The sequence below is a fragment of the Rickettsia endosymbiont of Orchestes rusci genome (genome assembly GCF_964030945.1).
Lineage (GTDB): Bacteria > Pseudomonadota > Alphaproteobacteria > Rickettsiales > Rickettsiaceae > Rickettsia.
This window is the reverse complement of the sequence record NZ_CAXIQG010000004.1, coordinates 1,145,411-1,158,945: the sequence shown is the minus strand read 5'-3', so window position 1 is coordinate 1,158,945 and position 13,535 is coordinate 1,145,411. Positions and strand designations below refer to the sequence as shown.

Genomic DNA, 13,535 nt, shown 5'->3' with positions numbered 1-13,535 from the left:
CGGAATGACAGAATTTTTACCTCTTTATTTAAACGTTCGTACAGTAGTGGGTCAAGCCACGGTATGACACCATACTTGTATAACCATAATACAGTAAATTATGAGCCATGCAACAAAGCCTCCAGGTCGCTCGCCATGTCGATTCCGGTAGCCATGCAACAATGCCTACAGCGGCTCGCAATGACGATTTAAGTACCTACGCACTTACTTTTGCTTCTTTAACATTAACAAATTTTTGATCTTTCTTAGTTACAAATTCAACCAAGCCTTCTATCAACGCAAAGATAGTGTGATCCTTACCAAGACCGACATTTTTTCCGGGATGAATTTTTGTACCGCGTTGCCTGACAATAATATTACCGGGTACTACATATTGACCGTCTGCTTTTTTTGCTCCTAGCCTTCGTCCGGCTGAATCTCTTCCGTTCCTAGAACTACCGCCAGCTTTTTTGGTTGCCATTTTATAATTCCTTTATTGTCTAGACTCTGTAAATATTTCTAAAATAACATAATTTTGGCTCTTTTTTGCTGCAAATTATAAGATTTTTTTGAAATAAGAATAACTATTCCTACAAAAATCTTATTAATTTTCGCTAAAAAATACCTCAAAATATAAATTAATTAGAAATGTTCACAGAGTCTAGTATTATTGTTTAGTAATATCTAATATTTTTAGCTCTGTTAATTCCTGTCTGTGACCGGCTTTACGACGATAATTTTTCCTACGCTTTTTCTTAAAGACGATAATTTTATTATCTTTAAATTGATTGGTAATCTCAGCGGTAACAACCGCCCCTTTTACCATTGGAGTACCGATAAAAGACGGTTTCGAGTTTTCACCTATCATCAAAACTTGATCAAGACTGATTTTAGCACCAAGCTCTCCTTCAATCTTTTCTACTTTGATGATACTGTTTGTACCTACTTTATATTGTTTTCCACCTGCTTTTATGACTGCGAACATGAAAAATATCTCTTTAAAAAATTATAAACACTTGCGATATCATATTATTATATTAAAAATTAGTCAATAGAAACTATTATGTGAATGTAATATAGTAGTTTAATCCACTACTGTACGAACGTTTAAATAAAGAGGTAAAAATTCTGTCATTCCGTGGCTACGACCACGGAATCCAGCTTATAATATCATAAAAAGATTCTAAAATAAGTCTAATATGGCTTTATTTTCCTGGATGCCGTGATCAAGTCACGGCATGACACAGCCTTTTTTCAACGTTCGTACAGTAGTGAGTTTAATCGCAGTTGATGACATCGGAAATTCGAGTCATGCAACAACGCCCCTAATACCGGAAAAGTAAGAACCGGATACCGGTCAAGCTACGGTACGACAGCCCTTCAATTTAACCAAATATATACCCAATAACAACATAGGCAGTGATAAAATCTGACCCATAGTTAGGGTATCAAAAATAAAGCCGATTTGTATATCGGGTTCTCGAAAAGTTTCGATAATTATTCGGAAAATAGAGTAAAATACCAAATATATTCCAAAAGTTAAACCGGATCGTTTAATAGTTTGATATTTAAATACTAAGCATGCTAAAATAAGGAATAATACTAAACCTTCAAAAAATGCTTCGTACAATTGGCTAAGGTGACGTGGTCGTAAATCACTATTCGGGAAAATCATCCCGAAAGAAGAGTTAGTTACTCGACCGTATAATTCACCGTTAATAAAATTGGCAATTCTACCGAAAAATAAACCGATCGGCGCAGCGCTTGATATAATATCTGCAAGGCTTAAAAGGTTAATATTATGCTTTTTACAGAAAAAATAAGCAGAAATTATAAGACCGATAAGACCGCCGTGAAAGGACATTCCGCCTTCATAGGTTTTTAAAATTTCAATCGGGTTTGTTAAATATTTGTAAGGGTTATATAATAAAACATAGCCTATTCTGCCGCCGACTATTATTCCGATAATAGCCCAGCTAATAAAATCCTCCAAATTCTTTTTGGTAATTGAAAGGTTAAATTTTTCTATAATTTTACTCGCATACCGCCAACCGAGCAAAATACCCGTAACATAAGAAAGCGAATACCAAGAAACGGCAAGCGGTCCTATAGAAAAAATAATAGGGTCAATATTCGGGAAAACCATATAAAAAGAATATTTTTGTTGATAAGCATAAAATTTTTAGTCAAGATGTATATTTTGTAAATGGTTCGATGTCATTCTAGCTAAAGGCGGGAATCCATTTTGTGCGTCATCCCGAATTTATTTCGGGATATCTTTTAATAGATGCTGAAACAAGTTCAGCATGACAAGAATGGATTCCCGCCTTTAGCTAGAATGACATCGGAAATTCGAGCCATACAGCAACACCATTCAAGTTAACCAAATATATAACCATAATAATAATGGGGGGAATATGCAATATCTAATAGATTTATATAATAGACTTAGTACTGAAATTATAATGCTGATCATTATGTTATTGTCTCTTATTCCCTTAGTTTTATTTATTCAAAAACTGGTTTTTGCACCTATTAAAAATTACATGGCTAAGCATCATTATGATGATTATGAAAAAATATTAAGAAAATATTCCATATTTCGCTATTTATTACATAGTTTACTTGGAATTTATTTTATATTTTGGGGTAATATTTTCAAGCCGAGTTCCTTTGGTTCGCACGTATTAATTAATATTAAAGATACCGTAGTAATCTTATATACTAGTATATCTTTAACGATGTTACTATTATCTATTACCGATGCTGCTGCCGATCTTTATCAACATAAAATTAAAGCTGTTTCTAAAAACGCTCCGCTTAGCTTATATTTCCAAATATTAAAAATTATGGTAATAGCTATAGCGATTATCGTAACTATTTCTTATCTTTTAAATATTTCTCTGAGGACGTTTTTAACAAGCTTAGGCGCAGCGGCGGCTTTATTAACATTTGTCTTTAAAGATACCGTTTTAGGATTACTCGCTAGCCTGCAACTGACTAGTCAAGGTATAATTCATATCGGTGATTGGATACGTGTCGGTGATATTGAAGGGACTGTTGAGAAAATTACTATTTCCGTGATAAGTATCAGGAATTTCGACCAATCTATCTCGACGATTCCCACTTATAATATTGTAAATACCAATGTGACGAATTACCGCGGAATCAGTGAAGCGGGGGCCAGAAGGGTTCAAAGAGTTCTTAATATTAATATGACAACTATTAATTTTTGTGATGCTACTTTTTTAAAAGAATTAAAAAAATCGCCGTATCTTTCAAAAAATGTAATTAATAATATTAATTTTGATAATGAAAATAAAGACTTAACTAATCTCAAACTATTTAAATTATACATACAAGAATATTTGAAAAATAACCCTGCCGTATATCAAGAAGGTTTTACTTTTTTAGTAAGACAGCTTGCTCCGACAATTAACGGTTTACCGATAGAGATATATATTTTCGTTAAAGAGGTCGGTATGGTCGGGTATGAAAATATACAGGGCGATATTTTTGAACATTTAATTTCTATATTACCGGAATTTAAATTAACAATATTCCAAAATATAGGTATTGTACAAAATGTGATTTAGAATCTTATAATGTCATTCCTAGCTAAAGGCGGTGTTGTTGCATGGATGGTTAAAATCGCTTAAAACTTGTCATACCGTGGCTTGACCACGGTATCCAGAAAAAATTAAAAAGCCTGACTGGACGCCGTGGTCAAGCCACGGCATGACATCGCGGTACTTTTAAAGAATACCCAAAATATAGCAATTTTCGATCCATGCAACAAAGCCGCTAAAGGCGGGAATCCGGAAAATTATAGTAATCCTGAATTTATTTCAGGATATCTTTTAATAGATGCTGAAACAAGTCCAAGATGACAAGGAAAAGTCTGGATTCCCGCCTGCGCGGGAATGACATACGGCACTTTTTTAGAGCCATACAACAAATGCTAATGCTTTGTGAGAATGACATGAAAGTAATTAATTGTAAATCTCTTGATTATTTTATATAAATCCTATAAAACTCAATACTACTAAAATATTGAAAAATTAAGACTTTATAATGAATCATAATATAATTAATCTTATAGCGGCAGTTGTATTGTCCTTAAGTATTATTTTCGGCTGGCAGTATTTTTATACGGCACCACAAGCAAAAAAGCTTCGACAACAAGAGGCTTATACCAAAAAAGTAGAGAATTTAAAGAAACAACAGGTAAGCTTGATAAAGTCGGAGTCTAAAACTGAAGAGGTAAATCTAGACCAGCGTATTAAAATAGAATCAAGTTCGCTTAACGGCTCTATTTCCTTAAAAGGGCTGAGGTTTGATGATTTAATTTTGCGTAAATATAAGCAAGATTTATCAAAAGATAGCCCCGAAGTAGTGCTATTTTCGCCTGCTAACACGGAAAATGCTTATTTTGTTGAAATGGGTTGGGTGAGTAACTTATCAACCGTAGATTTGCCGAATAGCGAAACTATTTGGCGTAGCGATAGTAATCTACTTACTCCGACAAATCCGATTAATTTATTTTGGGTAAATGAGGATGATGTTAAATTTTTAGTTACTATTAGCTTAGATGATAATTATTTATTTAATATAGAACAAACTATAGTTAATAACAGTGACAAGGATATTCCCGTTCAATCTTACGGTTTAATTAACCGTAAATATATTTCGTCCGAAAAAGCCGTTAATATATTACATCAAGGTCCGATCGGTTGTATTAATGGAAATCTTGAAGAATATTCCTACGATACTATTAAAGATAAGAAGAGCGAAAAATTTGCTACCTCGATTGTTGATTGGATAGGTATTACCGATAAATATTGGCTTGCTTCTTTAATTCCGGATAAAATAAATCAATATAGTTCTAACTTTAATTATGCTGCCAAGCAAGGAGTGGAGAGATTCCAGGTAGACTTTATTTCATCCATGCAAATTATAAAGCCCGGACAAAATTTTACTATTTCTCAAAAACTTTTTGCCGGTGCAAAAAAAGTTGATTTACTTGATAAATATGAAAAGCAATATAACATCAAACTTTTTGATAGAGCTATTGATTTCGGTTGGTTTTATATTATCACTAAGCCGGTTTTCTATGCGATGAATTTTTTCTACCGTTATGTAGGTAATTTCGGTATTAGTATATTAATCGTGACGGTGCTTATTAAGCTGTTAATGTTTACTTTGGCTAATAAATCATATCGTTCAATGAAGAAAATGAAGAATTTACAGCCGGAGATTGAACGTATAAAAGGCTTATATAGTGAGGATAAAGTCCGCTTAAATCAAGAAATTATGACTCTATATAAAAAAGAAAAAGTAAATCCGGTAGCCGGGTGTTTACCGATACTTGTTCAAATTCCGGTATTTTTCTCGATATATAAAGTATTATATGTAACTATTGAGATGCGTCATGCACCGTTTTACGGTTGGATTAAGGATTTATCGGCACCTGATCCTACCACGATTTTTAATTTATTCGGTTTAATACCGTTTTCCCCCCCTAGCTTCCTAATGATTGGAGCGTGGCCTATTTTGATGGCTATAACTATGTTCTTGCAGCAAAGAATGAGTCCTGAGCCGGCTGATCCCGTTCAAGCTCAAGTAATGAAGTTTATGCCGTTAATCTTTCTAGTAATGTTTAGCAGTTTTCCGGCAGGACTATTAATTTATTGGTCTTGGAATAATATTTTATCTATAATTCAGCAATATTATATTAATAGGCTGGATAAGTAGTTTTGCATGCGATAGGTGGGTGCATGATATCAATTTAAGAAGAAACACCGGCGTTGTTGCATGGCTCGAATTTTCGATGTCATTCCCGCGCAGGCTGGAATCCGGAAAAGTATTTAAGCGAATTATATAGTAAATTTTTATATAAGTTTGTTTATTTTAAGTGTTTTTTCTGGATTCCCGCTTTTAGCTAGAATGACATACTGCTGCTTTTATCGAGCCATGCAATAATGCCTGTGCCTCCTCGCAATGACGATTATTTGTAACGATAATAACCTTAAACATTTTATGACAAATAAAAATTATTAGTTGATGAAAATTGATAAAAATTTACCGAATTATCTGACGATAGCTAGAATTATCGTCATTCCGGTTATTGTAATGACTTTTTATCTAGATCATCCCTTTGCTCATAGGCTTGGGGCAGTATTATTTATTTTAGCCAGTATTACCGATTTTTTTGACGGGTATATAGCAAGAAAATTTAATTTAGTTTCAAATTTCGGTAGGATGTTCGATCCTGTAGCAGACAAAATATTAGTCGGCTGCGTTATTATAATGTTATTAAAAAAAGATATGGTAGGAGAAATACCTTGCTTACTAATTTTAGCTAGGGAATTCTTAGTTAGCGGTTTACGGGAGTTTTTAGCCTTAGTTAAAGTAAGCGTTCCGGTATCAAGGCTTGCTAAGGTGAAAACATTTTTGCAGATGTTTGCTTTGTCGATATTAATACTGGGGTCAAAAGGTTCCGGTATTGCTTACTTGGATTTATTCGGAGAAATAATTTTATGGATTGCTGCTTTTTTAACAATTATAACCGGTTATTCTTATTTTAAGGCGTGTAGTAAATATTTTTAAATGAGGGTTATGTTATGCTGTATATAAAATATATAATTTTAGGGTTAATTATGTTATCTAATTTCAATCTTTATGCCGATAGTAATAGTAAAGATGCTCTTGCCGGCAAAAAAGTTTTAAAAGTAAAAGTAAGTAACGAACATCTTCGTATTCTTAATACAGCTTCTACTCTGCTTATTTCTTGTGTTGACTTTCGTTTGAGAGATGAAACCGTTGATTTTATGAACGAATTAAATTTGCTAGATGACTATGATGAAGTATCGCTTCCGGGTTCCTCCCTTGCTTTAGTCAATAATCAATATCCTTATTGGGGTAAAACAATTGAAGATGTTATTGAGATTTTACAAAAACTACATAATATTAAACAAATTATTTTTCTTGATCACCGTGAATGCGGAGCTTATAAGCTTCTTGTCGGTGAAGAATATCTTGAAACCCCTGAAAAAGAAACAGCAGCACATGCAGAAATTTTAAATAAGGCAAGAGAAATAATTAACGAAAAATTTCCTCACCTTAAAGTTTATACATTTTTAATGGGGCTTGACGGGGTAGTAGAGCAGATTTACGAAGATAATAAGAAGTGAAATTCATATGTCATTCCCTGCCCTCTTAGGCTTTGTTGCATGGCTCGATAAAAGCAGCAGTATGTCATTCTAGCTAAAAGCGGGAATCCAGAAAATAATAATCCCCATAGCATTCCTGGCTATTTTTTTCCTAGATTGCCACGTCGGGACTTTGTCCCTCCTCGCAATGACGATTCCGGTAGCCATGCAACAATGCCGCCCTCTTATGCCATTCCCGCCTGCGCGGGAATGACATCGAAAATTCGAGCCATGCAACAACGCCGTGAGTATAGGCGAATGTCGAAAATTTGCTTGTATCAAGCGATCGAGATGACGCTGTACAAGGCGAGAGAGGATCATTTGACTATAGCTCTTATAAATTTTGCGGCTCTATCTTCATTAATAGCTTTTTGGTGATATTTGGTAATTATATAATTATCGTGAGGTTGATAATAATCGTCATTATCTGCAATTTGAAAATTAGGACTTTGTTGAATTAGCTTAAGCACCTCATTAAAATAATCTTGAATATCCGAAGCAAATATTAGATTGCCGTTAGTTTTTAATTTATTTTGTAAAATATTTAATCGCTCCGGATTCAAAATACGTTTCTTTTTTTGTTTGTTTTTCGGCCAAGGATCGGGAAATAAAATATAAATCACATCTAGTATTTTATTCGGTAGTTCATATAATATTAAATCTAAATTATTAGACCACAGTAAAAAATTTGTCACATTTTGTTCGAGTGCTAGCTTTAAAACATTTGCTACGCCGTTTAAATATACCTCCGCACCGATAAAAAGCGCTTCCGGATTATTTTTAGCTTGATGGATAAAATGCTCGCCCATACCAAAGCCGATCTCTAAAAATATTTTACGTTTCTCGAATTTTATTTTTTCGTTAGAAAATAGATAATTCGGTAATTCGGTTTTTAGTAAATTTTGTTGTAAAGATGACAGGCTTTTGCCGATTCGCCTCGCATATGACCGATTTAAACCGGCATATGATATTACGAGTACACGCGGATGACCTTGTAGATCCTTATAAATATGATCAATAATATAACCGTAATCATTAAAGATTTTGCTTACCTTTTCCGCTTGCAGATAGCCGATTTCTATTATTAACTTACCGCTCGGTTTTAAAAATCTTTTGGTCTTCTGCGCAATTATATAATAAGCTTGTAGCCCTTCTTGATCGGCAAATAAAGCAAGATGCGGTTCGTAATTAATTGTCTCGACTGCCATATTTGCAGTTTCTGCCGGTGAAATATAAGGCGGATTACTAACGATAAAGTCAAATTTTTCTTCCCCTATATTTTCAAACCAATCGCTATGAATTATTTTTATTCGGTCGCTTACCTTATGTTTTGAAGCGTTATTTTTTGCAACCTCTATCGCCTCTTTACTTATATCGGTTGCGATAATCGTAGAATTAGGAATAGCAAGCAGCAAACTTACAGAAATGCAGCCGCTACCGATGCCGAGTTCTAGGATTTTTGTTTGTTCATTATTGAATTCTTCTTTTATGTCATTCCCGTTTTCGCGGGAATGACATTGAAAACTACTCATTACACTATCAACTAATAACTCCGTATCCGCACGTGGGATTAATACATGCTTATTAACGATAAATTCATGCGAGTAAAATTCTTTAACGCCGGTAATATATGCTATCGGTTCGTGCTTTAATCTTCTTGCTAAAACTTCTTCAAAAGCTTCTATCTCTGTTTTGTTTAACTGCTCATCAAGATTAATAAGCAAATATTGGAGGGATTTATTTGTAACATACTGTAATAAAATTCGTGCTTCTAATTGCGGCGAATTGATACCTATTTTATTTAATTTATCTGCTGCGGCACTTAAAACTTGCTTTATAGAACATTGCATGGAAATTTATTCTCTATCGAAATTCTTCATTTCTAAAATCTCATCTACATTACCTAACGGTACTCGTTTTTTAAGTTCTACAAACTTTTGAAATCTCTCGGTATTATTATCTATAATCTCTTTCATATCTTGCGGTAAATCGCTGGAAAACTCAACTATTTCCTCACTTACCGGATGAGTAAAGCTTAAATACCATGAGTGCAGAGCTTGGCGTTTAAAATTCAATAACTTTGATTGCAAAGCCGGCGGGCTATAATTTACTTTTCTATCGTTATTGCCGTATAATTGATCGCCGACAATAGAATGCTTTAAATTACTTAGCTGCACTCGAATTTGATGAGTTCTGCCTGTGCTAAGTTTACACTCGACCATGCTGATAAAGCCGTTAAAAAATAGCTCTATTGTTTTATAATGAGTGATAGCCACTTTGCCGCCGTATTTTAATATCGTCATTTTTTGCCGATCTACGCGGCTGCGCCCGATATTATTTTTAACTATTCCCTCTAGCGGATTAATTACTCCCCATACTAATGTTTTATATTTCCGTACCACTTGCCGCTTCTCTATTTGATTTGCCAGATGCATATGAGCAAAATTATTTTTAGCAACTACCATTAATCCCGAAGTATCTTTATCTAAACGATGAACTATCCCCGGTCTTTCCGGTGAACCGATATCGGATAAAGCCCTAGTATGGTATAATAAAGCGTTGACTAACGTATCTTGATAATGACCGGCTCCAGGGTGTACCGTCATACCGGCGGCTTTGTTGATTACGATTAAATCTTCATCCTCGTAAATTATATCAAGTTTAAGATCAAGGGCTTTCATCGTTACCGGCTCCGGTTCTTTAAAGGCAAATAATATAACATCATTCTCCTTGACCGAAACGTTAGAATCGGAAATAATTACCTCATTAACTTGGACGCAAGAAGCTTTAATAGCTTTTTGAATTTGACTCCTTGAAACTTGATTAAGAAGAGTAGATAAGGCTTTATCAAGCCTGGAGCCGCTTAACTCAGGCGGTACGTGGTATTTTATCATATATATTCAAGTATAATTTAAAGGGTCGTGGTTTATATCATGCTTGCGAGCATTGTTTGGTGGATCGATAAAACCTTTCGATGTCATTCCCGTGAAAACGGGAATCCGGAAAAAACAAAAAAGTCATCCTGAATTTATTTCAGGATCTACTAAAAAAAGATGCGCAAAACTTGTTCAGCATGACAAGGACCGGATTGCCGCGTCGGCATAAATGCCTCCTCGCAATGACGATTCCGGTAGCCATGCAACAATGCCGCCTTGAGCTAGGAATGACATCGATTTTAAACATTATAATAGAAAGAACTATAGATTAAAATGGATTATTTAACACAAAAAACCGATCGTCTTAAGTGGTTGCAAGCAATCGGTATAGAATATTATTGCTCAGAATCAATAAAAGAAATAGAAATAAATAAAGTAATAAAACAAACGGAGCAAAAAGCTTCTCCTGTATTACTAGAAAATTCTAAAGTTGAACCTATGAAAAAAAGCGTGGTAGTTGTTAATACGTCAAACTTTTCTCAAGAAACTACAAATATTACTTTAGCAAGGTCTCTTGCCGATAAAGCTAATAATATAGCAGAATTGAAAGAATCTCTACTAAATTTCAATGGCTGTGAGTTAAAGAAACTGGCTAATAATACGGTATTCGGTGACGGCAATCCTAAAGCTGCTATTATGCTGATAGGTGAGGCACCCGGTAGTAATGAAGATTTGAAAGGTATACCTTTCTGCGGTGAAAGTGGGAATTTGCTTGATAATATGTTGCTGGCTATAGGGGTTTCAAGAAAAGATAACGCTTATATTACTAATACGGTATTTTGGCGTCCTCCGGCTAATAGACAGCCAACACTCGAAGAAGTCGATATTTGCAGACCTTTCGTCGAAAAACATATTGCGCTGATTAATCCCAAATTAATTATTTTAGTCGGTAGTACTGCCGCAACTAGTTTACTCGGTAAAAATGCCGGTATTACTAAGATTAGGCAAGAATATTATTTGTACACTAACAAATATTTAACTGCTCCTATCCAAACTACGGCTATGTTTCACCCTGCTTATTTACTACGGCAACCTATGCAAAAACGCACCTCATGGTATGATTTACTTAAGATTAAGGAATACCTTGCAAATAAGAACTTAGCATAAAGTATAAAATTTGGGGATTGCCTAATAACTATAGATAACTTGAAAATCCTACGTCATTGCGAGGAAATTACATAGTAATTGACGAAGCAATCCAGTTAAAAATGCTAAGATTAGCATTTTTAATTATTTTTCTGGATTGCCGCACTCCTTTCAGTCGTTCGCAATGACGATATCTATAGTTATTAGGCAACCCCCAAATTTGTAACTAATTTTAGTTACTTGTATTAATAAGTATGTTATACTGGGGTTTTAATTGGAAAGAATATTAAGTTCAATAGATAAGCTTATTAAAAGATTAAAATCAAAACCTAAAGATTTTACGTGGGCTGAATTAGCTAGATTATTCGGTAACTTAAATTTTGAAGAAATTACAAGAGGGAAAACCGGTGGCTCTAGGAGAAAGTTTTATAATAAGAAAACAGGATTAATTATTAACTTACATAAACCTCATCCCGAATCAATCGTAAAGCTTTATTCAATTGAACAAATAATTAAAAAATTAGAAGAAGAAGGATTAATATGATAAAAAATGATTTTATAAGTTATAAAGGCTATCTAGGATCAGTACATTTTGATTCTTCAGAAGAGTTATTTTTTGGTAAAATAGAATTTATAAGAGATTTGATAAGCTATGAGGCTTCTGACGCCAAATCTTTAATATTATCGTTTCATGAAGCGGTAGATAGTTATTTAGAAGATTGTAATACACTTGGTAAAACATCTGATAAGCCATTTAAAGGTAGTTTTAATGTTAGAATTGAACCTGAGTTACATAAAGAAGCAAGCTTATATGCTTTACAACATGGGGATACTTTAAATGGAATAGTTAAAAAAGCTTTAAATGAATTTATAAAATATAAATTACAGTACTGATTAGATTCTGTGAATAAAATTACAAATTTTGAAAAAAAATTTTATAAAAAATAGAATTTATTTCTACTTTTCTTAAAGTAGAGTTATACTTTTGGTATAGCAAAAGTATAAAGTGTGGATATGAGTAACAAAAATAGTAATGATTCAGAATTTGTTGAATTAAAAATTAAAGATAAAATATTTAAATTACCCGTAAAAAAGGCTAGTATCGGGGAAGACGTCATTGACGTTAGTAAGATTTATGCCGAAACCGGTTATTTTACTTACGATCCCGGATTTATGTCAACGGCTTCTTGTCAGTCTACTATAACTTACATAGACGGCGACCTTGGCGTACTCCGGCATCGTGGTTATGATATCAAAACTTTAGCCGAACAGAGTGAGTTTTTAGAAGTAGCTTATTTATTAATTAACGGTGAATTGCCGAATAAGGAACAATATGACGATTTTAATAAACAAGTTACTCACCATTCGTTGCTTAATGAGCGGTTAAGGAATTTATTTCCGACATTTTGCAATTCCGCTCATCCGATGGCTATTATGCTTGCGGCAGTCGGTTCGCTTTCGGCTTTTTATCCCGATTTATTAAATGTTAAAAATGCCGATTATGAACTAACCGCTATTAGGATGATTGCGAAAATACCGACAATTGCCGCAATGTCTTATAAATATTCCATTGGGCAACCGTTTATTTATCCTAACGATAATTTAGATTTTACCGAAAATTTTTTATATATGATGTTTGCTACTCCTTGTGAAAAATATCAGGTAAATCCGATAATAAAAAACGCTCTTAATAAAATATTCATTCTGCATGCCGACCATGAGCAAAATGCTTCCACTTCAACAGTGCGGCTAGCCGGCTCGTCGGGCGCTAACCCTTTTGCTTGCATCAGCACGGGTATTGCCTCTTTATGGGGTCCTGCTCACGGCGGCGCTAATGAGGCGGTTATAAATATGCTGAAAGAGATCGCTACGCCCGAAAATATTCCGAAATTTATTGCTAAAGCTAAAGATAAGAACGATCCGTTTAGGCTAATGGGTTTCGGTCACCGAGTATATAAAAATTACGATCCACGTGCGGCAGTTCTTAAAGAAACTTGTAAAGAGGTATTAAATGAACTAGGGCAGTTGAAAAATAATCCGTTATTACAAATTGCCATAGAACTTGAAAGCATCGCTCTTAAAGATCAATATTTTATTGAACATAAATTATATCCGAATGTTGATTTTTATTCAGGTATTATTTATCAGGCTATGGGTATTCCCTCACAAATGTTTACCGTACTTTTTGCTATAGCTAGAACCGTCGGCTGGATGGCTCAATGGAAAGAAATGCATGAAGACCCTGAGCAGAAAATCAGCAGACCCCGTCAGCTTTATACCGGCCATGTTTTGCGGGAATATAAAGGCATTAAGGATAGGTGAA

18 protein-coding genes and 1 pseudogene are annotated in these 13,535 nt (G+C 34.2%); 12 read left to right on the top strand and 7 right to left on the bottom strand.

Going from position 1 to position 13,535, the window contains the following annotated elements:
* Window positions 1–28 precede the first annotated feature (28 nt).
* The 4 genes from AAHM91_RS10315 to lgt form a co-directional block, all read right to left on the bottom strand.
* Window positions 29–181, bottom strand: coding sequence for a hypothetical protein (locus AAHM91_RS10315; protein ID WP_342270704.1), 153 nt, complete (start codon window positions 179–181; stop codon window positions 29–31).
* Window positions 182–196: 15 nt separating this feature from the next.
* Window positions 197–460 carry a 50S ribosomal protein L27 gene (gene rpmA / locus AAHM91_RS10310; protein ID WP_341793443.1) on the bottom strand — a complete coding sequence of 88 codons (264 nt, stop codon included), beginning with the start codon at window positions 458–460 and terminating at the stop codon, window positions 197–199.
* A gap of 186 nt (window positions 461–646) precedes the next feature.
* The gene (rplU, locus tag AAHM91_RS10305; RefSeq protein WP_253308208.1) at window positions 647–964 is read right to left on the bottom strand and encodes a 50S ribosomal protein L21; all 318 of its coding nucleotides are present in this window, start codon (window positions 962–964) and stop codon (window positions 647–649) included.
* Window positions 965–1,336: 372 nt separating this feature from the next.
* Window positions 1,337–2,125 (bottom strand): prolipoprotein diacylglyceryl transferase, encoded by a 789-nt coding sequence (gene lgt, locus AAHM91_RS10300; RefSeq protein ID WP_342270703.1) that lies wholly within the window; start codon window positions 2,123–2,125, stop codon window positions 1,337–1,339.
* Window positions 2,126–2,396: 271 nt separating this feature from the next.
* On the opposite strand from lgt, the gene AAHM91_RS10295 reads away from it, so the two are divergent.
* From AAHM91_RS10295 to AAHM91_RS10265, 7 genes are all read left to right on the top strand, one after another.
* The gene (locus tag AAHM91_RS10295; RefSeq protein WP_342270702.1) at window positions 2,397–3,575 is read left to right on the top strand and encodes a mechanosensitive ion channel family protein; all 1,179 of its coding nucleotides are present in this window, start codon (window positions 2,397–2,399) and stop codon (window positions 3,573–3,575) included.
* Window positions 3,576–3,701: 126 nt separating this feature from the next.
* Window positions 3,702–3,869, top strand: a complete 168-nt coding sequence (locus AAHM91_RS10290) for a hypothetical protein (RefSeq protein WP_341793445.1) — start codon at window positions 3,702–3,704, stop codon at window positions 3,867–3,869.
* Entirely contained in the window at window positions 3,866–4,003 is a 138-nt protein-coding gene (locus tag AAHM91_RS10285) for a hypothetical protein (RefSeq protein ID WP_342270701.1), read from the top strand. Before AAHM91_RS10290 ends, AAHM91_RS10285 begins: the two co-directional genes overlap by 4 nt.
* A gap of 50 nt (window positions 4,004–4,053) precedes the next feature.
* Window positions 4,054–5,733, top strand: coding sequence for a membrane protein insertase YidC (gene yidC, locus AAHM91_RS10280; protein WP_253308205.1), 1,680 nt, complete (start codon window positions 4,054–4,056; stop codon window positions 5,731–5,733).
* Window positions 5,734–5,789: 56 nt separating this feature from the next.
* Entirely contained in the window at window positions 5,790–5,924 is a 135-nt protein-coding gene (locus tag AAHM91_RS10275) for a hypothetical protein (RefSeq protein ID WP_342270700.1), read from the top strand.
* A gap of 118 nt (window positions 5,925–6,042) precedes the next feature.
* Window positions 6,043–6,588 (top strand): CDP-diacylglycerol--glycerol-3-phosphate 3-phosphatidyltransferase, encoded by a 546-nt coding sequence (gene pgsA / locus AAHM91_RS10270; RefSeq protein ID WP_253308204.1) that lies wholly within the window; start codon window positions 6,043–6,045, stop codon window positions 6,586–6,588.
* Between the two features lie 14 nt (window positions 6,589–6,602).
* Window positions 6,603–7,172 (top strand): carbonic anhydrase, encoded by a 570-nt coding sequence (locus AAHM91_RS10265; RefSeq protein WP_341793447.1) that lies wholly within the window; start codon window positions 6,603–6,605, stop codon window positions 7,170–7,172.
* 69 nt (window positions 7,173–7,241) lie between these two features.
* On the opposite strand, the gene AAHM91_RS10260 is transcribed toward AAHM91_RS10265, so the two are convergent.
* The 3 genes from AAHM91_RS10260 to AAHM91_RS10250 are packed head-to-tail and all read right to left on the bottom strand — an operon-like array spanning window position 7,242 to window position 10,084.
* Entirely contained in the window at window positions 7,242–7,511 is a 270-nt protein-coding gene (locus AAHM91_RS10260; protein WP_342270699.1) for a hypothetical protein, read from the bottom strand.
* Window positions 7,508–9,040 (bottom strand): bifunctional peptide chain release factor N(5)-glutamine methyltransferase PrmC/tRNA (guanosine(46)-N7)-methyltransferase TrmB, encoded by a 1,533-nt coding sequence (gene trmB, locus AAHM91_RS10255; protein WP_342270698.1) that lies wholly within the window; start codon window positions 9,038–9,040, stop codon window positions 7,508–7,510. The genes AAHM91_RS10260 and trmB overlap by 4 nt, the downstream gene beginning before the upstream one ends.
* A gap of 6 nt (window positions 9,041–9,046) precedes the next feature.
* Window positions 9,047–10,084 (bottom strand): RluA family pseudouridine synthase, encoded by a 1,038-nt coding sequence (locus AAHM91_RS10250; RefSeq protein ID WP_342270697.1) that lies wholly within the window; start codon window positions 10,082–10,084, stop codon window positions 9,047–9,049.
* A gap of 43 nt (window positions 10,085–10,127) precedes the next feature.
* Between AAHM91_RS10250 and AAHM91_RS10245 the strand changes: the two genes are divergently transcribed.
* The 5 genes and pseudogenes from AAHM91_RS10245 to AAHM91_RS10225 all read left to right on the top strand — a co-directional run bounded on the left by AAHM91_RS10245 (window position 10,128) and on the right by AAHM91_RS10225 (window position 13,534).
* Window positions 10,128–10,295 (top strand): hypothetical protein, encoded by a 168-nt coding sequence (locus tag AAHM91_RS10245; protein ID WP_341793452.1) that lies wholly within the window; start codon window positions 10,128–10,130, stop codon window positions 10,293–10,295.
* Window positions 10,296–10,618: 323 nt separating this feature from the next.
* A pseudogene (locus AAHM91_RS10240) lies at window positions 10,619–11,233 on the top strand (uracil-DNA glycosylase family protein); the annotation flags it as partial.
* A gap of 253 nt (window positions 11,234–11,486) precedes the next feature.
* Entirely contained in the window at window positions 11,487–11,756 is a 270-nt protein-coding gene (locus AAHM91_RS10235) for a type II toxin-antitoxin system HicA family toxin (protein ID WP_253308200.1), read from the top strand.
* A complete protein-coding gene (locus AAHM91_RS10230; RefSeq protein WP_253308199.1) occupies window positions 11,753–12,106 on the top strand; it encodes a type II toxin-antitoxin system HicB family antitoxin in 354 nt (117 codons plus the stop codon). The genes AAHM91_RS10235 and AAHM91_RS10230 overlap by 4 nt, the downstream gene beginning before the upstream one ends.
* 120 nt (window positions 12,107–12,226) lie before the next feature.
* Window positions 12,227–13,534 (top strand): citrate synthase, encoded by a 1,308-nt coding sequence (locus AAHM91_RS10225; RefSeq protein ID WP_253308198.1) that lies wholly within the window; start codon window positions 12,227–12,229, stop codon window positions 13,532–13,534.
* The last annotated feature ends 1 nt before the right edge of the window (window position 13,535 follow it).